This window comes from Kosakonia sp. HypNH10 (genome assembly GCF_029850615.1).
GTDB lineage: Bacteria > Pseudomonadota > Gammaproteobacteria > Enterobacterales > Enterobacteriaceae > Kosakonia > Kosakonia cowanii.
The window spans coordinates 85,580-106,464 of sequence record NZ_JAOTIU010000009.1 but is presented as its reverse complement, the minus strand read 5'-3'; the positions used below and the strand labels follow the sequence as shown (position 1 = coordinate 106,464).

The window sequence follows — 20,885 nt, the reverse complement described above, 5'->3', positions numbered from 1 at the left end:
CGCAAGAGAGAAAAACATGGCCAATCAAGACCAATTACACCGCTACCTTTTTGAAAACTATGCCGTGCGCGGCGAGCTGGTAACCGTCTCCAACACCTGGAAAGAGGTGCTGGAAAACCACAACTACCCGCTGCCGGTGAAAAACCTGCTCGGCGAGTTGCTGGTCGCCACCAGCCTGCTGACCGCAACGCTGAAGTTTGCTGGCGACATTACCGTTCAGGTGCAGGGCGATGGTCCGATGAGCCTTGCGGTGATCAACGGCAACAACCGTCAGCAGATGCGCGGCGTCGCGCGCGTACAGGGCGAGATCGCTGACGATGCAAGCCTGAAAACGCTGGTGGGTAACGGTTATCTGGTGATTACCATTACACCGGAAGAGGGCGAGCGCTACCAGGGCGTGGTTGGCCTCGAAGGCGAAACGCTGGCCGAATGCCTGGAAGATTACTTCCAGCGCTCCGAACAGCTGCCGACGCGCTTGTTCATTCGCACCGGTGATGTCGAAGGCCAACCAGCGGCAGGCGGTATGCTGCTGCAGGTGCTGCCGGCGCAGGATACCCAGGCTGAAGACTTTGAGCACCTGGCCGTACTGACGGAAACCGTCAAAGCGGAAGAGCTCTTTACCCTGCCGGCGAATGAAGTGCTGTGGCGTCTCTATCATGAAGAAGAGGTCACCCTTTACGATCCGCAGGATGTTGAGTTCAAGTGCACCTGCTCGCGCGAGCGTTGCGCAGGCGCGCTGAAAACCCTGCCGGATGAAGAAGTGGACAGCATCCTCGCCGAAGAGGGCGAAATCGATATGCACTGCGATTATTGCGGCAACCACTACCTCTTCAATGCGATGGATATTGCGGAAATCCGCAATAACGCCTCCCCTGCTGACCCCCAGGTTCATTGATAGCAGTTATTAATCGCCGCCTTCAGGGCGGCGTTTTTGTCTCGCCGATCACGTTTCCGTTAAAATCCTGCCTGTAAGTGTTACGTAATTCTCTTTCATGAAAGCGATTACAGTCACAAAGCAAAGGTTAAAAATGCCATCCCACGCCGTTTTAAGAACATTTCCCCGATGAATGTAATAAATTTTGGCATAATCCGTGCCGTTAAGTGACCTCAATCACAGCGTTTTCGTCAGACTGGGCTTTGAGCCAGGTAAATCTATGAACCTCGTCCCGGTTGCGGCAAAGAATCACCCCTACACTTTCAGGCAGTACATTTTGGCTAAGGAGCAGTGACATGCGTGTTAAGAGTTTAACCCCGCAAGATCTCAAGGCTTATGGAATCAACGATGTTCAGGATGTCGTTTACAACCCCGATTACGAAACGCTGTATCAAGAGGAACTTCGTCCGGACCTGGAAGGGTATGAGCGCGGCGTATTGACCACCTCCGGCGCGGTTGCCGTCGATACCGGCATCTTTACCGGCCGCTCGCCGAAGGATAAGTACATTGTTCGCGATGACACCACGCGCGACACCGTATGGTGGTCTGATAAAGGCAAAGGCAAGAACGACAACAAGCCGCTCTCGCCGGAAGTGTGGCAGCATCTGAAAGGCCTCGTCACCGAACAGCTCTCCGGCAAGCGTCTCTTTATTGTCGATGCCTTCTGCGGCGCCAACCCGGACACCCGCCTCGCGGTGCGCTTTATTACAGAAGTGGCCTGGCAGGCGCATTTCGTCAAAAACATGTTTATTCGCCCGAGCGACGAAGAGCTGGCAGAGTTCACGCCGGACTTTATCGTGATGAACGGCGCGAAGTGCACCAACCCGCAGTGGAAAGAGCAGGGCCTCAACTCAGAGAACTTTGTTGCCTTCAACCTCACCGAACGCATCCAGCTGATTGGCGGGACGTGGTACGGCGGTGAGATGAAGAAGGGGATGTTCTCAATCATGAACTACCTGCTGCCGCTGCAAGGGATTGCGTCGATGCACTGCTCGGCAAACGTCGGCGAGAAAGGCGATGTTGCCGTCTTCTTTGGTCTCTCCGGCACTGGTAAAACTACCCTCTCCACCGATCCGAAACGCCGCCTGATTGGCGACGATGAGCACGGCTGGGACGACGATGGCGTCTTCAACTTTGAAGGCGGCTGCTACGCGAAAACCATTCGTCTCTCCGAAGAGGCAGAACCTGATATTTTCCATGCCATTCGCCGCGATGCGCTGCTGGAAAACGTTAGCGTGCGCGCCGATGGCAGCATCGACTTCGATGATGCGTCGAAAACCGAGAACACCCGCGTCTCCTACCCGATTTACCATATCCAGAATATTGTTAAACCGGTCTCGAAAGCGGGTCACGCCACCAAAGTGATCTTCCTGACGGCGGATGCGTTCGGTGTGCTGCCACCGGTATCGCGCCTGACCGCCAGCCAGACGCAGTATCACTTCCTCTCCGGCTTTACCGCTAAACTGGCCGGCACCGAGCGCGGCGTTACAGAGCCGACGCCAACCTTCTCTGCCTGCTTCGGCGCAGCCTTCCTGTCGCTGCACCCGACGCAGTATGCCGAAGTGCTGGTAAAACGCATGCAGGCCTCCGGCGCGCAGGCCTACCTGGTGAATACCGGCTGGAACGGCACTGGCAAACGCATCTCCATTAAGGATACGCGCGCGATTATCGACGCCATTCTTAATGGTTCGCTGGACGATGCCGAAACCTTTACCCTGCCGATGTTTGACCTGGCGATCCCGACCTCGCTGCCGGGCGTTGAGAGCCGCATTCTCGATCCGCGCGGAACCTACGCGTCGCCGGAGCAGTGGCAGGAGAAAGCCACGCAGCTGGCTAAACTCTTTATCGAGAACTTCGAGAAGTATACCGATACGCCTGCGGGTGCCGCGCTGGTCAGCGCCGGGCCGAAACTGTAATCCGCTTACGCAAGAGAGACAAAACCCGCCGGTTGGCGGGTTTTTTTATGGTATTGAATCGGTTAGCGCAGCATCCACCACTCGCGCGAGCAAGCAGATTTGCCTTCCGGGCACGCTTTGCAACTGCCGGTCAGGCAACCGCTCGCCTCCTCTTCAACACGCACCGCGCGCCCCATTGCTTCCAGCCGCGCCAGCATGGCGTCGATCAGCGCCTTCGGTGTATGCAGGGCGAGGCTGAGCTGGCTTGCCTCCATCCGCCCCTGCAACGCCAGCAGATCGCGTACCTCAATAAGCGATGCCATTACGCGACTCCTTAATGACAGTCGCTTGCCGGGCTGTCGCAGCAGCTGGCCACCGTTCTGCGCGTAGCCAGCAGATTCACATTCACGCGGCTGCGCGCCCGGCGCAAGACGCTAATCACCAGCACGTTAAACACCACCACCGCCAGCATGCAGGTCAGGCTGTAGAGCTGGTGCTGATGGAAGGTGACGGTTTGATAAAAGAGCGTGGAGAGCGAGTAGGCAATATTCAGCCCCCACAACACCGAGAAGCCCATCCAGCCGCGGCTCGCTTCGCGAGCAATTGCGCCCATCGCCGTAATGCATGGCACGTAGAGCAGGACAAAAATCAGGTAGCTGTAGGCCGCGGCCGCACTGCCGAACTTCTGGCTCATCACCCCCATGGTGCCGGTCGCCATTTCGCCGTCGCCCTTGCTGGCTTCAATCGGGTTAGCAAGCACGCTGAGGCTGAAGGTCTCTTTGATGGAGCTGCCGGTCTCTTCCAGCGCGGCGATCAGTTCATCGCTCAGACTGAACGTGACCGGGTTAAAAGCCTCCTGCTCAATATTTTCCGCGGTGTAGAGCGTGTTGAGCGTGCCGACGACCACCTCTTTTGCCATCGCGCCGGTGACCAGCCCGACCGTTGCCTGCCAGTGATCGCCCTGCACGCCAATCGGCTCTAACAGCGGGGTAAAGACGCGGCTGATAGAGGCCAGCGCCGAGTCGTTGATGTTATGTACCGTGCGGCCATTCAGCGAGAAGCTGTTCATCGCGCTGAGGAAAATGCTGACGATAATGATCACTTTCCCGGCGCGGATAACAAAGCCTTTCAGCCGCTGCCAGGTTTGCAGCAGCAGGCTTTTCAGATGCGGAACATGGTAGACCGGCAGCTCCATCACAAACGGCGACGCTTCACCGCGCAACAGGGTGTATTTCAGCATCAGCCCGGTGAGGATCGCCATCACCACGCCCAGCAGATAGAGCGAGAAGACCGCCACCGCACCCTGCTGGCCGAAAAAGGCGGCGGCAAAGACGGCAAAAATCGCCAGCCGCGCGCCGCAGGACATAAACGGCGCCATCATGATGGTAATCAGCCGCTCACGCGGTGCATCAAGCGTACGTGCCCCCATCACCGACGGCACGTTGCAGCCGAAGCCGACAATCAGCGGTACAAAGGATTTGCCCGGCAGACCAAGCGACTGCATCAGGCGGTCCATCACAAACGCGGCGCGCGCCATATAGCCGGAGTCCTCAAGAAAGGACATAAACAGGTACATCATCCCCAGTTGCGGCACCAGCGGCAGCACGGTATTCACACCGCCGCCCAGCCCCTGCGCGAGGAAGACCGTTAGCCACTCCGGGAAGTGCAGCGTAAACCCGAGCCACTGAATACCGTGGATAAAGATCGCCACGGAGCCGGCATCAAAAATGGGTGAGAACGCCCCGCCAATATTGATGGCGAAGAGGAACATCAGGTACATGACAAACAGGAAGATCGGCAAGCCGAGAAAGCGGTTGAGAATGATGCGGTCAACGGCGGCGGTGAAACGGCTTGGCTCAGCGGTCAGCGTATTGCTGACGGTATCGCAAATCGCGGCGATGGCCTGGTAACGCGCATCGGCGATATGCAGCGCCGGATCGTCCATCTCCGCCTGTAAACGCGAAAGCGCGGCATTAAGCTGGCTGTCGGAAATATCAGCATTGGCGCGGCTATAGATATCCCCTTCCAGCATTTGCAGCCCCATCCAGCGGCGCTGCTGCCAGGGAAGCGCGTCGTGCATCTGCCCGGCCAGCGTATCTGCCTCGCGCGCCAGCGGCAGCGCGTAGTGCACCAGTTCAACATTGTCATTGGCACGGTGGCGATCGATGGCGAGTTTCAGCGCCTCGATCCCGCGTCCACGCGTGGAGACCAGCGGGATCACCGGGCAGCCAAGGCGGCTGGCCAGCGCATCGATATCAATGCGCAGTTTCTGCTTTTCGGCGATATCGAGCATGTTGAGGGCGATAATGCACGGCACGCCAAGTTCCAGCAGCTGTAACGTCAGGTAGAGGTTGCGCTCAAGGTTAGAGGCATCCACTACGTTTATCAGCAGATCGGCATCGCCATTCAGAATGTAGTGGCAGGCAATCTGCTCATCGAGAGAGGTTTGCGCGGAGATGGTGGTTAGCGAGTAGGTGCCGGGCAGATCAACCAGCGTGACCTGGTGGTCGGTGGTGGTAAAGAGCCCCTCTTTGCGTTCAACGGTGACCCCGGCCCAGTTGCCGACGCGCTGGCGGGCACCGGTTAACTGATTGAATAATGTCGTCTTGCCTGAATTGGGGTTGCCAATTAAGCCAATGGTCATTTTTTTCATTTTATTTCGCACCCCGCGAAAACGTTGCGATTAACGTGAAACCACTTCTAATTTAAGAAAGGCGAGATCTTTTTTTCTTAACACTAAATTAACGCGGCGCGTTTCGATATGCACCGGATCGCCCAAAGGGGCAACGCGAACAACATTAAAAGAGGAGCCGGGCAACATACCGAGGGATAAAAGTTTCTGCCGCCATGCCGGGCTTATTTCTGGCGAGAAACCGAGAATTTTCCACGCGCTATCAGGAGAAAATTGCATAGAGCCTACTTATCTTTTCTGCGAGTCAATATCACTCATGTGTCGTTGAGACGTACGTTTGGTCATCAAAGAGAGGAGGAGTGAGCCTGTAGGTGCGATGATAATGAGAATGGTTTCTATCAGCAATCCAAAGCGTGCGCTTCCGGCGGGGATAATTAAAAAGTTACGCTCTTTTTGATGTAGCGCAATATTTGCTATATCGGAATTTTCAGGAGAAAATAGTGAATAGCGAGTGAGAATAATAAGAATAAATTTATATTTGGCAACCGCGTTTAATAACACATCGAAATATAATAAATGTCGTCAATATTAGCTCAACCGCTAATGGCGCGCGGAATAGCTTAAATTTCCTCACTATTTTATTCAGCGGAAAATAAAACCCTAAGCGCAACGGGCAAAATAACGGGCGGGAGAAAAAAAGCCCTCTTCAAGTGAAGAGGGCTTTTCTATTAGCGTTTCTTACCCATCGCCGCTGCCAGCGCATCCATCATTGCGCTGTTGCCGGCAGGCTGCGTGTCGCGACCACGCGGCGCTTTCGCCGGACGGGCGGCGTTGCGGTTGCCGTTATCACGCTCATTGCCGTTGCCACCGCGGCGCGGCGCGCTTTCACCAGGCTGCTCATTGAGACGCATAGTCAGGGCGATACGCTTGCGTGGCAGATCCACTTCCAGCACTTTCACCTTCACGATATCGCCCGCCTTCACCACCGTATGCGGATCTTCAACGAACTTATCCGCCAGCGAAGAGATATGTACCAGCCCATCCTGATGGACGCCGATATCGACGAACGCGCCGAAGTTGGTGACGTTAGTGACCGCACCTTCCAGCACCATACCCGGCTGGAGATCGTTAAGGGTATCAACGCCTTCTGCAAAGGTTGCAGTTTTGAACTCCGGACGCGGATCGCGGCCCGGCTTCTCCAGCTCTTTGATGATGTCGGTCACCGTCGGCACGCCGAACTGCTCATCGGTAAACTCTGACGCTTTCAGCTTGCGCAGCTCGCTGCTGTTGCCCATCAGATCGCGCAGAGACTGCTCTGTCGCTGCCAGAATGCGCTCCACCACCGGGTAGGTTTCCGGGTGAACGGTAGAGGCGTCGAGCGGGTTATCGCCGTGGTTGATACGCAAAAAGCCCGCGCACTGCTCAAAAGCTTTCGGCCCGAGGCGGCTCACTTTTAACAGCTGCTGGCGGTTCTGGAACTGACCGTTTTCATCGCGCCAGGCAACAATGTTCTGCGCCATCATGCGGGTTAACCCTGCCACGCGCGTCAGCAGCGGCACGGAGGCGGTATTGAGATCGACACCGACGGCGTTCACGCAATCTTCTACTACCGCATCGAGTTTGCGCGCCAGCTGGCTCTGGCTGACGTCATGCTGATACTGGCCGACGCCGATAGATTTCGGGTCGATCTTCACCAGCTCGGCCAGCGGATCCTGTAAGCGACGGGCAATCGACACCGCGCCGCGCAGGGAGACATCCAGATCCGGGAACTCCAGCGCCGCCAGCTCTGAGGCGGAGTAGACCGACGCCCCCGCTTCGCTGACAATCACCTTCTGCGCCGTCACTTTCGGGAACTGTTTCTGCACATCGAGGAAGAAGCGCTCGGTTTCGCGTGAGGCGGTGCCGTTACCAATCGCCACCAGCTCAACGTTATGCTTCTCGCACAGCGCTGCCACCGCCACCGCCGCTTTTGCCGCCTGCCCGGTGTGTGGGTAGATGGTGTCGGTAGCGACCAGTTTGCCGGTGGCATCGACTACCGCCACTTTCACGCCGGTACGTAAACCGGGATCAAGACCCATCGTAGCGCGCAGACCGGCCGGTGCCGCCATCAGCAGATCGTGCAGGTTGCGGGCGAAAACGTTGATCGCCTCATCTTCCGCACGCTCACGCACCGTGCCCATCAGCTCCGTTTCCAGATGCATCAGCACTTTGATGCGCCAGGTCCAGCTCACCACGCCTTTACGCCAGCTGTCCGCCGGAGCGTTATTCAGGCGCAGGCCAAGGTGATCGATAATAATCTGCTCGCCGTGGCTCTCTTTTGGCGGCTCATCGAACTGCGGATCGGCGTTCAGCGAAAGTTGCAGAATGCCTTCGTTACGCCCGCGGAACATCGCCAGCGCGCGGTGAGAAGGGACGGTGGAGAGCGGTTCATGATGTTCGAAATAGTCGCGGAACTTCGCGCCCTCCTCCTCTTTCCCGGCAACAACCGTCGAGACGAGATGGGCGTTTTTCCATAAGTAGTTACGCACTTTCGCCAGCAGCGCGGCATCTTCCGCGAAGCGCTCCATCAGGATATAACGCGCGCCGTCGAGGGCCGCTTTGCTGTCGGCAACGCCTTTGTCGGCATCCACGAAGGTCGCTGCAAGGGCTTCAGGATCCTGCGACGCATCGTTCCACAGCGAATCGGCCAGCGGCTCGAGACCGGCTTCAATAGCGATCTGCCCGCGCGTACGGCGTTTCGGTTTGTAGGGAAGATAGAGATCTTCGAGTTCAGTTTTGCTCAGGGTGCCGTTAATCGCCTGCGCCAGCTCATCGCTCAGTTTGCCCTGCTCGCCGATCGATTTCAGGATTGCCTGGCGGCGCTCTTCCAGCTCGCGCAGGTAGCCGAGACGGGTTTCCAGCTGACGCAGCTGCGTGTCGTCCAGACCGCCGGTCACCTCTTTACGGTAACGCGCGATAAACGGGACAGTGTTGCCTTCATCAAGCAGGCGAACGGCGGATTCCACCTGTTCGGTTCGTGCCTTAAGTTCACCCGCAATAATGCGGCAGAGCGAATCATTCATCATGTCTTTCATCATCTTCTGAACAAAAAATCAGGGGACAGTTATACGGACTGACACAGCAAAATGCCAGCCGTTGGCGGGCGCTCTCAGACTCATCCGGGCACTTATTTCACGTAGACGATCTCGTTGACGTACCAGGTCGCTTCACCACCCGGTGTCTGCACCACCGCCACATCGCCGACCTCTTTTTTCAGCAGCGCGCGGGCCATCGGCGAATCGATAGAGATGTAATCTTTGCGGCCGAAAATTTCGTCGTAGCCGACAATGCGAAAACGAAGGGTATCGCCATCGTCGTTTTCAATCTCCACCCAGGCACCAAAAAAGATCTTTCCTTCCTGTTGCGGCGAATAATCGACGATTTTTAAATTTTCGAGGCATTTTGTCAGGTAGCGCACGCGACGATCGATTTCACGCAGGCGTTTTTTGTTGTATTGATAATCAGCGTTTTCGCTGCGGTCGCCGAGGCTTGCCGCCCAGGTGACCTTTTTTGTCACTTCCGGGCGCTCCTGACGCCAGAGAAAATCGAGTTCCTGCTTCAGTTTGTCGTAACCTTCACGGGTAATCAGGGGCGTTTTCATTGATCGGCCTTATTAATGTCTTCGCTGCACTTTACAAACGGAACGCGGTAACGTGCGGATTAATCATGCTTTATGTGATGCAATATGCATATAAGCTGCTGTTAAATATGCTTTGTAACAATTTCGACTAGAATGTATACCAGATTTCGCTGGTCGTTAACGCGCACTTTTTTAGAATACGGAAACATTATTGTCGGAACCTTTGGGAGTAAAAACAATGCAAGAGAATTATAAGATTCTGGTCGTGGATGACGATATGCGTCTGCGCGCATTGCTCGAGCGTTACCTTACTGAGCAGGGCTTCCAGGTTCGTAGCGTGGCTAACGCGGAACAAATGGATCGTTTGTTAACCCGCGAATCCTTCCATCTGATGGTGCTGGATCTGATGCTGCCGGGCGAAGATGGTCTCTCTATCTGCCGCCGTCTGCGCAGCCAGAGCAACCCGATGCCGATCATTATGGTGACGGCAAAAGGCGAAGAGGTTGACCGCATTGTCGGGCTGGAGATCGGTGCCGACGACTATATTCCCAAACCCTTCAACCCGCGTGAACTGCTGGCACGTATCCGTGCGGTGCTGCGTCGCCAGGCTAATGAACTGCCGGGCGCCCCCTCTCAGGAAGAAGCAGTTATCGCCTTTGGTAAGTTCAAACTGAACCTCGGCACCCGCGAAATGTTCCGCGAAGATGAGCCGATGCCGTTAACCAGCGGTGAGTTTGCGGTGCTGAAAGCGCTGGTCAGCCACCCGCGTGAGCCGCTGTCGCGCGATAAGCTGATGAACCTGGCGCGCGGTCGCGAATACTCGGCGATGGAGCGCTCCATCGACGTGCAGATCTCCCGCCTGCGCCGCATGGTGGAAGAGGATCCGGCGCATCCGCGTTATATTCAGACCGTCTGGGGCCTGGGCTACGTATTTGTACCGGACGGCGCTAAAGCATGATGCGAGTGCGTTTCTCGCCGCGAAGTTCCTTTGCCCGCACGCTGCTGCTCATCGTCACTTTGCTGTTCGTCAGCCTGGTGACGACGTACCTGGTGGTACTGAATTTCGCCATTTTGCCAAGCCTTCAGCAGTTCAATAAGGTTCTCGCTTACGAAGTTCGTATGCTGATGACCGATAAACTGCAGCTGGAGGATGGCACGCAGCTGGTGGTGCCCCCGGCATTTCGCCGCGAGATCTATCGCGAATTAGGCATTTCTCTCTACTCCAACGAGGCGGCGGAAGATGCCGGCCTGCGTTGGGCGCAGCACTATGAGTTTCTGAGCCAGCAGATGGCGCAGCAGCTCGGCGGCCCGACTGAAGTACGCGTTGAGGTGAACAAAAGCTCGCCAGTGGTGTGGCTGAAAACCTGGCTGTCGCCCAATATTTGGGTGCGCGTACCGCTCACGGAAATTCATCAGGGCGATTTCTCCCCGCTCTTTCGCTATACGCTGGCGATTATGCTGCTGGCTATCGGCGGCGCGTGGCTCTTTATCCGTATTCAGAATCGACCCCTTGTTGACCTTGAACATGCCGCCCTGAAAGTGGGGAAAGGGCAGATCCCGCCGCCGCTGCGGGAGTATGGCGCATCGGAGGTGCGCTCGGTGACCCGCGCCTTCAACCAGATGGCGGCGGGTGTCAAACAGCTGGCGGATGACCGCACGCTGCTGATGGCGGGCGTCAGCCACGATCTGCGCACGCCGTTAACGCGTATTCGTCTGGCAACCGAGATGATGGGTGAAGAGGATGGCTATCTCGCTGAATCCATCAACAAAGATATCGAAGAGTGCAACGCGATTATCGAGCAGTTTATCGACTACCTGCGCACCGGCCAGGAGATGCCGATGGAAGCGGCGGATCTTAACGCCGTGCTCGGGGAAGTGATTGCCGCAGAGAGCGGCTACGAACGTGAAATCGACACCGGTCTGCAAGAGGGTGAAATCATCGTGCGCATGCATCCGCTCTCGATTAAACGCGCGGTCGCCAATATGGTGGTCAACGCAGCGCGCTACGGCAATGGCTGGATCAAAGTCAGCAGCGGCACGGAGCTGAACCGCGCCTGGTTCCAGGTGGAAGATGATGGTCCGGGCATCAAGCCGGAGCAGCGCGAGCACCTTTTCCAGCCGTTTGTGCGCGGCGACAGCGCCCGCAGCACCAGCGGCACCGGTTTAGGCCTGGCGATTGTCCAGCGTATTGTCGATAACCATAACGGGCTGCTGGAGCTGGGCACCAGCGAGCGCGGCGGGCTCTGTATCCGCGCCTGGCTGCCGATCCCTGTCGTTCGCCAGAACGGACAGCTCAAAGAGGTGTAAACCTGTAGCGCTTTGCACGGCTGGCAAAGCGCTTTTCCTTTCTACAACTTCGCTTTCAGCGCCAGCAGCGCGTCGCAAAAGGCTTGAGGGTGCGACACAAATGGCGCATGGGCCGCTTTCGGGAAGATAAACGACTCGCTTGCGGGCCACATCTCATCCAGCAGCGGCACAATCTTACGCGGCACTAATCCATCAAGATGACCATAGAGACGCAAAAACGGCAGCGACAGGTTCTGCAACGCCTCGCGCAGATTGACCGTCTTCAAAATCTCCAGCCCGCCGTTCAGCACCTCCGTCGACGGCATATCCAGCGATAAAACGGCGCTTTTCAGCAGGCGCGCATCCTGACGCGCGGTATCGCTGCCCATGGTTTGCAGCGCCAGAAAGCGCTCAACCGTGCGCTGAAAATCCTCGCTAAGCTGGTGCTGAAAACCGGCCAGCACTTCAGGTTTAATTCCCGGCCACGCGTCACGCGCGCTGAAACAGGGCGAGGAGGCGACGGTAACCAGCGCGCTTACCCGTTCCGGCGCTTGCAGCGCAATCTGGCTTGCCACCAGCCCGCCGAGGCTCCAGCCGAGCCATATCGCTTTTTCCGGCGCCTGCGCTAAGACGCACTGCGCCATCTGCGCCAGGGTCTGCGCGCCAAAACCGCGACTGCGGCCATACCCCGGAAGATCGACCAGGTGCAGCGTAAAATGAGAGCTGAGTTCCGCCGTAATGCAATCCCATACTTGTGCATTCAGCCCCCAGCCGTGCAGCAGCACAAGATGCGCATCTCCTTCGCCTTTGGTTTGCCACCAGATGTCACTCATCAGTTATCGTTCTCTTCTTTCACACAAGGAGGTGCCACATGCTAACAGTGCCGGGATTGTGCTGGCTATGCCTGATGCCATTAATGCTCAGCCACTGGGGCATCTGCTCGCGCTGTACGCGAAGTCTGCAACGGCGAGAAAAAGTTTGCCCTTTGTGCGGTTTACCTGCCGCGTGTGAACGGCTTCCCTGCGGGCGCTGTTTACGCCGCGCGCCGCCCTGGCAGCGGCTGATTGCCGTCAGCCGTTATGCGCCGCCGCTCAGCCTGCTGGTGCATCAGTTTAAATTCCATCCGCGCCCGGAGATGGCCCCCGCGCTGGCGCGCCTGCTGCTGCTAGCGGTCCACAGTGCACGGCGCATCAGTGCCCTGCCGCCGCCGGATATGCTGGTGAGCGTGCCGCTGCACGGCCGTCGCCAATGGCGAAGAGGGTTCAATCAGAGCGATCTGTTGTGCAGAAGCCTTTCGCGCTGGCTGCGCTGCCCTTACCGGCGTGCGGCGCTCAGGCGACGGCGAGCGACGCCGGTTCAGCATCAGTTGGCGGCACGGCTACGTAAAAAGAACGTGAAAAACGCCTTCCGTCTTGAATTGCCAGTAGCGGGTCTCCATATCGTTATTGTGGATGATGTCGTCACCACCGGCAGCACGGTCGCAGAGATCAGCCAGCTGCTTTTACGCAGCGGCGCAGCCACTGTTCAGGTCTGGTGCCTGTGTCGAACCTTGTAGACCCTCGATGATGGGCGTATTATAACCGAGTAAAATAGTCAACTATTAGGCCATTGCTATGATCCGTATTTCCGACGCTGCCCAAGCGCACTTTGTCAAACTGCTGGCGAATCAGGAAGAAGGGACACAAATCCGCGTATTTGTGATCAACCCAGGCACGCCAAACGCAGAGTGTGGTGTCTCTTACTGTCCGCCGGATGCGGTCGAAGCCACCGATACCGCACTGAAATTTGAACAACTGGTTGCCTATGTCGATGAGCTGAGCGCGCCGTATCTGGAAGATGCGGAAATCGATTTTGTCACCGACCAGTTGGGTTCTCAGCTGACGCTGAAAGCTCCGAATGCCAAAATGCGTAAAGTCTCTGACGACGCCCCGCTGATGGAGCGCGTGGAGTATTTACTGCAATCGCAGATCAACCCGCAGCTCGCAGGCCACGGCGGTCGCGTTACGCTGATGGAGATCACCGATGAAGGCTACGCCATTCTGCAATTCGGCGGCGGCTGTAACGGGTGCTCCATGGTTGACGTGACGCTGAAAGAAGGCATTGAGAAGCAGCTGCTGAACGAGTTCCCGGAACTCGCCGGCGTACGCGACCTCACCGAGCACCAGCGCGGCGAGCACTCTTACTACTAAGCCTCTTTGCGCTTTGAGTATGTTGCCCGGTGGCGCTTCGCTTACCGGGCCTACTCCTTCATGGCAGCCCTTACGGGTCTGCTAACGCGTGCCCCCACCCAGCAATCAAACCTCTCCATCCCATGAGCCTTTTCCTCCGCCCCCGTAGGCCGGATAAGGCGTAGCCGCCATCCGGCATTCAAACCGCCTCAACCCACAAGCCTGCTCCCCCGCACCGTAGGCCGGATAAGGCACAGCCGCCACCCAGCAATCAAACCACTTCAACCCACAAGCCCGCTCCCCCGCCCCGTAGGCCGGATAAGGCGCAGCCGCATCCGGCAAATACCCCCCTGCTTTTGCTCTGCCGTTAGTATGACGAAGCTCTCACTTCTTACATTTTGATCCGCCGGGTGATTCTCTTTATCGGGATGTTACCCGTATCATCCCGACCGGCACCGACAAGATAAAAAACATCCGACTACAATTTTCAGCAATGGATGTAAGCCGAAACGGTGCCGCAGCGCGATTTCACCTTTTGAAAGCGGCTGCCCGAAAACACTGACGTTACCCATAACAAATTAAAGGCCAGGTAAATCATGCCATTAGTCATCGTTGCTATCGGTGTTGCTCTCCTACTGTTACTCATGATCCGTTTCAAAATGAACGGGTTTATCGCTCTGATCCTCGTCGCGCTTGCCGTGGGGATGATGCAGGGCATGCCGCTGGATGCGGTGATTAAGTCGATCAAAGCTGGTGTTGGCGGAACGCTGGGCAGTCTTGCGCTGATCATGGGCTTCGGTGCCATGCTGGGTAAGCTGCTGGCGGACTGCGGCGGCGCGCAGCGTATTGCCACCACGCTGATTGAAAAGTTTGGTCGCAAGCATATCCAGTGGGCGATCGTGTTAACCGGCTTTACCGTCGGTTTCGCCCTCTTCTATGAAGTGGGTTTCGTGCTGCTGCTACCGCTGGTCTTTACCGTTGCGGCTTCTGCGCGCATTCCCCTGCTCTATGTCGGCGTGCCGATGGCCGCGGCGCTCTCCGTGACCCACGGCTTCCTGCCGCCGCATCCGGGCCCAACCGCTATCGCCACCATTTTCCATGCTGATATGGGTAAAACCCTGCTCTACGGTACGCTGCTCGGCATTCCGACAGTGATCCTCGCTGGCCCGGTTTACGCCCGTTTCCTGAAAAATATCGACAAACCGATCCCGGAAGGGCTCTACAACTCAAAAACCTTTAGCGAAGAAGAGATGCCGGGCTTTGGCGTCAGCGTCTGGACATCGCTGGTGCCGGTGATCCTGATGGCGCTGCGCGCCGTGGCGGAGATGGTGCTGCCGAAAGGCCACGCCCTGCTGCCCTACGCTGAGTTCTTTGGTGACCCGGTGATGGCGACCATGATTGCGGTGCTGATTGCGGTCTTCACCTTTGGTCTGAATCGCGGCCGTTCGATGGACGATATCAACGAGACGCTGACCAGTTCGATCAAAATCATCGCCATGATGCTGCTGATCATCGGCGGCGGCGGCGCGTTTAAGCAGGTGCTGGTCGACAGCGGCGTGGATAAGTACATCGCCTCCATGATGCATGCCACCAACCTCTCTCCGCTGTTTATGGCCTGGTCAATTGCCGCCGTGCTGCGTATTGCGCTCGGTTCCGCGACCGTTGCGGCGATTACCGCAGGTGGTATTGCAGCACCGCTGATTGCCACAACCGGCGTCAGCCCGGAGTTGATGGTGATTGCCGTTGGCTCAGGGAGCGTAATCTTCTCACACGTTAACGATCCGGGTTTCTGGCTGTTTAAGGAGTATTTCAACCTCACCATCGGTGAAACCATGCGTTCATGGTCAGCGCTGGAAACCATTATTTCGGTATGTGGCCTGGTGGGCTGCTTGCTGTTAGGAATGGTGGTTTGAGGCAGGAATTGCCGGATGGCGCTTCGCTTATCCGGCCTACAAATGCGGGTTGATGTGGCTGAAACCCGATGCCGGATGGCGCTTCGCTTATCCGGCCTACGATGCGGATTGGTGTGGTTGATACCACGTGCCGGATGGCGCTTGCGCTTATCCGGCCTACGATGCGGATTGATGTGGCTGAAACCCGATGCCGGATGGCGCTTCGCTTATCCGGCCTACAATGCGGATTGATGTGGCTGAAACCGCTTGCCGGATGGCGCTTCGCTTATTCGGCCTACGATGCGGATTGGTATGTCTGAAACCGCTTGCCGGATGGCGCTTTGCTTATCCGGCCTACGATGCGGATTGGTATGTCTGAAACCGCTTGCCGGATGGCGCTTGCGCTTATCCGGCCGACAGGTTCAGTGTTACTGAAACGGCGTAGGCCGGATAAGGCGTAGCCGCCATCCGGCAATATGCCCGGGCGCATTACGCGGCCGGGCATTTTTATTACCGTTTTCCGGCGGCCTTACGGCGACGATCGAGATCCTTAATCAGCCTGTTTACCGTCTCATCGGCAAACATCTCTTCCAGCGAAACCGCAAGCTTACGCCGCCAGTTTTGATACTGATCGCTGGTGCCGGGCACGTTAACCGGCGACGACATATCCAGCCAATCCTCCGGTTGCAGCCCCAGCAGAGCGCTGTTGCTGTCCGCAATATAGCGTTGCAAACCGCGATTAAGAATCAACGACATCGGCATGCGTAACGCCTTTTTGCCCGCGCGCTGCGGCAAGCAGCCATGCTGATGCAGCGCCGTCAGCAGCCCCTGTTTTGCCTGCTCACGATCGTCATATAAACCGCTCAGCAGCTCCTCATCCGGGTAGAGGCCCAGCGTTTTGCCAAGGGTTAAATCACCGCTCTCCCAGTAGCCGCGCAGGGTCGGCAGATCATGAGTGGTGGCAACCGCCATCGACTGCGCTGGCCATGCTTCGGGAGCGTGGAACACCTTATCGTCGTTTTCAAAATAGAGCACTTTGTAGGAGTAAACGCCGCCGCGCCGCAGCTTGCCGACAATCTCCTGCGGAACGGTACCGAGATCTTCGCCAATCACCATGCACTGGTGACGGTGACTCTCAAGGGCGAGGATCGCCAGCAGATCGTCAACCGGATAGTGAACATAAGCCCCCTGGTCCGCCGTTTCGCCGTAGGGGATCCACCACAGGCGCAGCATCGACATCACATGATCGATACGCAGCGCGCCGCAATTTTTCATATTCGCGCGCAGCAGATCGACAAACGGCGCATAGCCGCGCGCCTGCATGACGTGCGGATCCATCGGCGGTAAGCCCCAGTTTTGCCCCAGCGGCCCGAGAATATCCGGCGGTGCGCCAACGGAGGCTTTCAGGCAGTAAAGCTCACGGTCGCACCAGGTTTCCGCGCCGCCTTCCGCCACGCCAACCGCCAGGTCGCGATAGAGGCCAATCGGCATCTGGTAACCCTGGCTGGTTTGCCAGCACTCGGCGAACTGCGTAAACGCCAGCCACTGTAACCAGAGGTAGAAATTGACCTCATCGGCATGCTGCTGGCAAAAGGCTTTCACCTCCGGGCTGTCGATGGATTGATAGCCCTGTGGCCAGGCCGGCCAGCCCCAGCGCAGCGGATCTTCCTGCACCTGGAAAGCATGTAGTGCATCGAACGCCGCCTGCCAGTAGAGGCTGTCGCCCTCCTGCTCAACGAATGCGCGGAAGGCGGCGAACTGCTCATCCCCCTCGCCACGCTGGCTGAAACCTTGCCACGCCATGCGCAGTGCCGTCAGCTTCAGGGCGGTAACCGCCGAATAGTCGACCCACTCGCTCTCGCGGGCAGCACGCAGCGCCTTCTGGGTGGCGGCTTTTTTCCACCACGCCTGTGCCGCTTTGCTCTGGGCAAAATCCTCTACCGCGTTAACGTCGATATAGATAATGTTCAGCCAGCGGCGAGAGGATGGGCTATAAGGGCTGGCGCTCTCAGGGTAAGCGGGATAGAGCGCATGAATCGGGTTCAGCCCGATAAACGCGCCGCCGCGCTCGCCGACGCCTGTGAGCATCTGTTTCAGATCGCCGAAATCGCCGATCCCCCAGTTGTTTTCGGAGCGCAGCGTGTAGAGTTGCACGCAGGCACCCCACAATTTTTTACCGTCACGCAGTGCCTGCGGCTCATAACAGCGGGCAGGCGCGATAATCACCCGGCACGTCCACTGCTGCTTTTTCTGCGTCAGGGTCAGAGAGTGGTAACCCAGCGCCAGGCCGCCCGGCAGCGGCAGATCGTCACCGCCGCTCACCTCGCCCTGATAAGTTTTGCCCGCTTCGGTCGTCAGCTGCCACTGGTATTGCCCCTTACCGGAGACCACCAGCCGCTTCTTTTTACCGTGAATAAACACCTGTACCGCTGGCACAGGTGCAGCACTTACCGCCGCCGGGACAGGGTGCATTGCATCCAGTAACCGCTGTTTGGTCTGCGCACTGATGGACTGCGGTTTACCGTGCGCATTGATATAATTTGGGCTGATTCCTGCCGTCAGCGCGGCCTGTTCCAGACGTTTACTCTGCATTGCGCTTCCTTAACGTTTTGCCTGCCAGATGCGGGTCTGGTAATCGCGGATCGAGCGGTCAGAGCTGAACATGCCGCAGCGCGCGGTGTTGAGGATCGCCGCACGCGTCCAGGCCTCCTGGTCGCGATAGAGCACATCCACCTGCTTTTGCGCCTCGACATAGGCGGCGAAATCCGCCATCACCAGGTAGGGATCGCCGCCCTGTTTGCCGATGCTGTGCAGCATCTGGTCGAAAGCATGCTTATCGCCGCCGCTATATTTCCCGCTCTCCAGCTCTTTCAGCACCGCATCAAGCAGCTTATCTTTTTTACGCCACTTGACCGGGTCGTAACCTTTCGCTTTTAACGCCTTCACCTGCTCAACGGTGTGACCGAAGATAAAGATATTCTCTTCGCCCACCTGCTCAGCGATTTCAACGTTAGCGCCATCCAGTGTGCCGACCGTTAATGCGCCGTTGAGCGCCAGCTTCATGTTGCCGGTGCCGGAAGCCTCTTTGCCCGCGGTTGAGATCTGCTCGGAGACATCCGCCGCCGGGATCAGTTTTTCCGCCGCCGAGACGCAATAATCCGGCAGGAACACCACTTTCAGCTGGTCGCCAATCGACGCATCGTTGTTAATTACGTCTGCCACTTTGTTGATAGCGTAGATGATATTCTTCGCCAGGTAGTAACCCGGCGCCGCTTTTGCACCAAACAGGAAGACGCGCGGCACGCGGTTCGCCTGCGGGTTTTCGCGAATCTCCTTATAGAGCGCAATGATATGCAGCAGGCCAAGGTGCTGGCGTTTGTACTCATGCAAGCGCTTGATCTGGATATCGAAAATCGCCTCAGGATTGATCACAATACCGGTGCGCGCTTTGATAAATTCCGCCAGACGCACTTTATTTTGTCTCTTAATGTCGCGATAGTGCTGGCGAAATGCCGCATCGTCGGCGTACTTCTCAAGATTGATTAATTGATCGAGATCGTTGGCCCACTCTTTTTTCAGTGTCTTATCGAGCAGCGCGGCCAGCAGCGGGTTGCACTGTTTGATCCAGCGGCGCGGCGTGATGCCGTTGGTGACGTTATGGAACTTGCCCGGCCACAGCTGGTGGTATTCCGGGAAGAGATCTTTCACCACCAGGTCCGAGTGCAGCGCCGCCACGCCGTTAACGGCAAAGCCGCCGACCACGCAGAGGTTGGCCATGCGCACCTGCTTGTCATGCACCACCGCCAGTTTTGCCCACACCGCTTTATTACCCGGCCAGGTCTGCTCAACCTGTGCTTTAAAACGCTCGTTGATGCGTTTGATGATCTGCATATGGCGCGGCAGCAGCGCTTTCACCAGCGACTCATCCCAGCGCTCGAGCGCTTCCGGCATCAGCGTATGGTTGGTGTAAGCAAAAGTACGGCTGGTGATCGCCCAGGCGTCATCCCAGCTCAGCTGATGCTCATCAAGCAGTACGCGCAGCAGTTCAGGAATGGCGATGGTCGGGTGGGTATCGTTCAGCTGGATCACTTCGTAATCCGGCAGTTGCGCCAGTTTGCGCCCGGCCAGGTGGTGGCGGCGCAGAATGTCCGCCACCGAGCAGGCGCACTGGAAATATTGCTGCATCAGACGCAGCTTTTTACCGGCCTGATGGTTGTCGTTCGGGTAGAGCACTTTGGTCAGCTTTTCAGCGTCGATGCCCGTCTGCTCCGCGCGCAGGAAATCGCCGTCATTGAATTTGGTGAGATTAAACGGATGCGCGTGAGTCGCCTGCCACAGACGCAGCGGCTGGGTAATGCCGTTGCGGTAGCCAATCACCGGCAGATCCCAGGCTTCGCCCACGAGGGTAAAGGCCGGTTGCCACTGCCCCTCTTTACTCACTTTGCCGCCAATGTTGACCTGCACATCCAGCTGTTCGTTATGGCGGAACCACGGGTAGCTGCGGCGATGCCAGTCATCCGGCGCTTCATGCTGCTGGCCGTCGACAAAGGACTGGCGAAACAGCCCGTACTGGTAGTTGAGTCCATAGCCGGTGGCAGGTTGGCCGACGGTCGCCATCGAGTCGAGGAAGCAGGCCGCCAGACGCCCCAGACCGCCGTTGCCAAGCGCCGGATCGATCTCCTCTTCCAGCAGGTCTGTCAGCTGAATATCGTGCGCCTGCAACACTTCGCCGACCGCCTCATACCAGCCGAGGTTCAGCAGGTTGTTGCCCGTCAGGCGACCGATCAAAAATTCCATTGAGATGTAGTTAACGTGGCGCTGCTCCTTCGCCGCTTTTGGCGCAGGCTGCGCTGCCAACAGTTCTGCCAGCGCGCCGCTCACGGCATGCCACCACTGGCGAGTTGTCATTTCCGTTGCAGAGTGAACCCCAAAACGCTGCCACTGGCGCGTCAGGGCCGCTTCAAATTGCGCTTTATCAAACGTTGGCTTTGTCATAAAAATCCGGGTCCTGTGTGAAGATAATCGACATTAGCGCTAGTGTGCAGATCTACGGGTAGCACTTCCTCATCCTGGCGGGGATTAGACAGGGAGGAGTAGCGGGGATGAGCGAAAAAATGTGATCGCCGCCACCTAAAATTTTTATCGCACGGTGAGCCGATAATGAAATGCCGTTTCGGTAATAAATTGTTTTACGCGTGCAGAGAACGCGGCGAAATAATATTTTATGCGCGGCGAGGTTACCGTTTCGCTAATTGCGCGTTGCTTTTACGCGACCTATTAATATGGCCTATTTTTTCTGCGGAAAATGTGCCCGCTTTTGCCCAGCCGCCCGCTGCGTCTGGGGCCGATTTATTCGTTACTAAAATAGAACTGTGACATAGTGCAAATTCACAATCGTCAGATCCGGACATAACTTGCAATATTTCCTCATCTGTCCGAACGTATTGAGATTAATTACG

Annotated in this window: 15 protein-coding genes; 7 read left to right on the top strand and 8 right to left on the bottom strand. The window is 57.2% G+C overall.

Translation table 11 applies throughout. The features are described from left to right. The first annotated feature begins 16 nt into the window (after positions 1 to 16). On the top strand, positions 17 to 895 hold the full coding sequence (gene hslO / locus N7V53_RS20510; RefSeq protein ID WP_054802627.1) for an Hsp33 family molecular chaperone HslO: 879 nt from the start codon (positions 17 to 19) through the stop codon (positions 893 to 895). 335 nt (positions 896 to 1,230) lie between these two features. Next, a complete protein-coding gene (pckA, locus tag N7V53_RS20505; RefSeq protein ID WP_124967116.1) occupies positions 1,231 to 2,850 on the top strand; it encodes a phosphoenolpyruvate carboxykinase (ATP) in 1,620 nt (539 codons plus the stop codon). A 62-nt stretch (positions 2,851 to 2,912) separates the two neighbouring features. Here the strand turns inward: pckA and feoC are convergent, their stop codons facing one another. The 5 genes from feoC to greB form a co-directional block, all read right to left on the bottom strand. Continuing rightward, positions 2,913 to 3,152, bottom strand: coding sequence for a [Fe-S]-dependent transcriptional repressor FeoC (gene feoC / locus N7V53_RS20500; protein WP_124967115.1), 240 nt, complete (start codon positions 3,150 to 3,152; stop codon positions 2,913 to 2,915). An 11-nt stretch (positions 3,153 to 3,163) separates the two neighbouring features. After that, the gene (feoB, locus tag N7V53_RS20495; RefSeq protein WP_279794728.1) at positions 3,164 to 5,482 is read right to left on the bottom strand and encodes a Fe(2+) transporter permease subunit FeoB; all 2,319 of its coding nucleotides are present in this window, start codon (positions 5,480 to 5,482) and stop codon (positions 3,164 to 3,166) included. Positions 5,483 to 5,512: 30 nt separating this feature from the next. Next, complete coding sequence (feoA, locus tag N7V53_RS20490) at positions 5,513 to 5,740, bottom strand: ferrous iron transporter A (protein WP_023482091.1); 228 nt, start codon at positions 5,738 to 5,740, stop codon at positions 5,513 to 5,515. A 449-nt stretch (positions 5,741 to 6,189) separates the two neighbouring features. After that, complete coding sequence (locus N7V53_RS20485) at positions 6,190 to 8,526, bottom strand: Tex family protein (protein WP_279794762.1); 2,337 nt, start codon at positions 8,524 to 8,526, stop codon at positions 6,190 to 6,192. A 101-nt stretch (positions 8,527 to 8,627) separates the two neighbouring features. Continuing rightward, positions 8,628 to 9,101 carry a transcription elongation factor GreB gene (gene greB / locus N7V53_RS20480; protein ID WP_279794727.1) on the bottom strand — a complete coding sequence of 158 codons (474 nt, stop codon included), beginning with the start codon at positions 9,099 to 9,101 and terminating at the stop codon, positions 8,628 to 8,630. Positions 9,102 to 9,318: 217 nt separating this feature from the next. Between greB and ompR the strand changes: the two genes are divergently transcribed. Together ompR and envZ are read left to right on the top strand one after the other, a co-directional pair. Continuing rightward, complete coding sequence (ompR, locus tag N7V53_RS20475; RefSeq protein ID WP_006177890.1) at positions 9,319 to 10,038, top strand: two-component system response regulator OmpR; 720 nt, start codon at positions 9,319 to 9,321, stop codon at positions 10,036 to 10,038. Further along, positions 10,035 to 11,387, top strand: coding sequence for a two-component system sensor histidine kinase EnvZ (gene envZ, locus N7V53_RS20470; protein ID WP_094422385.1), 1,353 nt, complete (start codon positions 10,035 to 10,037; stop codon positions 11,385 to 11,387). The genes ompR and envZ overlap by 4 nt, the downstream gene beginning before the upstream one ends. Positions 11,388 to 11,428: 41 nt before the next feature. On the opposite strand, the gene bioH is transcribed toward envZ, so the two are convergent. Next, positions 11,429 to 12,199 (bottom strand): pimeloyl-ACP methyl ester esterase BioH, encoded by a 771-nt coding sequence (gene bioH / locus N7V53_RS20465; RefSeq protein ID WP_279794724.1) that lies wholly within the window; start codon positions 12,197 to 12,199, stop codon positions 11,429 to 11,431. 38 nt (positions 12,200 to 12,237) lie between these two features. Between bioH and gntX the strand changes: the two genes are divergently transcribed. From gntX to gntT, 3 genes are all read left to right on the top strand, one after another. Further along, the gene (gntX, locus tag N7V53_RS20460; protein ID WP_279794723.1) at positions 12,238 to 12,921 is read left to right on the top strand and encodes a DNA utilization protein GntX; all 684 of its coding nucleotides are present in this window, start codon (positions 12,238 to 12,240) and stop codon (positions 12,919 to 12,921) included. Between the two features lie 58 nt (positions 12,922 to 12,979). Continuing rightward, entirely contained in the window at positions 12,980 to 13,555 is a 576-nt protein-coding gene (gene nfuA, locus N7V53_RS20455) for a Fe-S biogenesis protein NfuA (protein WP_023481993.1), read from the top strand. A 575-nt stretch (positions 13,556 to 14,130) separates the two neighbouring features. After that, positions 14,131 to 15,447 carry a gluconate transporter gene (gene gntT / locus N7V53_RS20450; protein WP_023481969.1) on the top strand — a complete coding sequence of 439 codons (1,317 nt, stop codon included), beginning with the start codon at positions 14,131 to 14,133 and terminating at the stop codon, positions 15,445 to 15,447. 489 nt (positions 15,448 to 15,936) lie between these two features. Here the strand turns inward: gntT and malQ are convergent, their stop codons facing one another. Both malQ and malP read right to left on the bottom strand, forming a co-directional pair. Further along, the gene (gene malQ, locus N7V53_RS20445; protein WP_279794722.1) at positions 15,937 to 18,018 is read right to left on the bottom strand and encodes a 4-alpha-glucanotransferase; all 2,082 of its coding nucleotides are present in this window, start codon (positions 18,016 to 18,018) and stop codon (positions 15,937 to 15,939) included. Between the two features lie 9 nt (positions 18,019 to 18,027). Then, positions 18,028 to 20,421, bottom strand: coding sequence for a maltodextrin phosphorylase (gene malP, locus N7V53_RS20440; RefSeq protein ID WP_279794721.1), 2,394 nt, complete (start codon positions 20,419 to 20,421; stop codon positions 18,028 to 18,030). Positions 20,422 to 20,885 lie beyond the last annotated feature (464 nt).

What these genes read in the sequence shown, in the direction of transcription:
- hslO (WP_054802627.1), top strand. Translation starts at nt 17, where the DNA reads ATGGCCAATCAAGACCAATTACACCGCTACCTTTTTGAAAACTATGCC.
- pckA (WP_124967116.1), top strand. Translation starts at nt 1,231, where the DNA reads ATGCGTGTTAAGAGTTTAACCCCGCAAGATCTCAAGGCTTATGGAATC.
- feoC (WP_124967115.1), bottom strand. Translation starts at nt 3,152, where the DNA reads ATGGCATCGCTTATTGAGGTACGCGATCTGCTGGCGTTGCAGGGGCGG.
- feoB (WP_279794728.1), bottom strand. Translation starts at nt 5,482, where the DNA reads ATGAAAAAAATGACCATTGGCTTAATTGGCAACCCCAATTCAGGCAAG.
- feoA (WP_023482091.1), bottom strand. Translation starts at nt 5,740, where the DNA reads ATGCAATTTTCTCCTGATAGCGCGTGGAAAATTCTCGGTTTCTCGCCA.
- N7V53_RS20485 (WP_279794762.1), bottom strand. Translation starts at nt 8,526, where the DNA reads ATGATGAATGATTCGCTCTGCCGCATTATTGCGGGTGAACTTAAGGCA.
- greB (WP_279794727.1), bottom strand. Translation starts at nt 9,101, where the DNA reads ATGAAAACGCCCCTGATTACCCGTGAAGGTTACGACAAACTGAAGCAG.
- ompR (WP_006177890.1), top strand. Translation starts at nt 9,319, where the DNA reads ATGCAAGAGAATTATAAGATTCTGGTCGTGGATGACGATATGCGTCTG.
- envZ (WP_094422385.1), top strand. Translation starts at nt 10,035, where the DNA reads ATGATGCGAGTGCGTTTCTCGCCGCGAAGTTCCTTTGCCCGCACGCTG.
- bioH (WP_279794724.1), bottom strand. Translation starts at nt 12,199, where the DNA reads ATGAGTGACATCTGGTGGCAAACCAAAGGCGAAGGAGATGCGCATCTT.
- gntX (WP_279794723.1), top strand. Translation starts at nt 12,238, where the DNA reads ATGCTAACAGTGCCGGGATTGTGCTGGCTATGCCTGATGCCATTAATG.
- nfuA (WP_023481993.1), top strand. Translation starts at nt 12,980, where the DNA reads ATGATCCGTATTTCCGACGCTGCCCAAGCGCACTTTGTCAAACTGCTG.
- gntT (WP_023481969.1), top strand. Translation starts at nt 14,131, where the DNA reads ATGCCATTAGTCATCGTTGCTATCGGTGTTGCTCTCCTACTGTTACTC.
- malQ (WP_279794722.1), bottom strand. Translation starts at nt 18,018, where the DNA reads ATGCAGAGTAAACGTCTGGAACAGGCCGCGCTGACGGCAGGAATCAGC.
- malP (WP_279794721.1), bottom strand. Translation starts at nt 20,421, where the DNA reads ATGACAAAGCCAACGTTTGATAAAGCGCAATTTGAAGCGGCCCTGACG.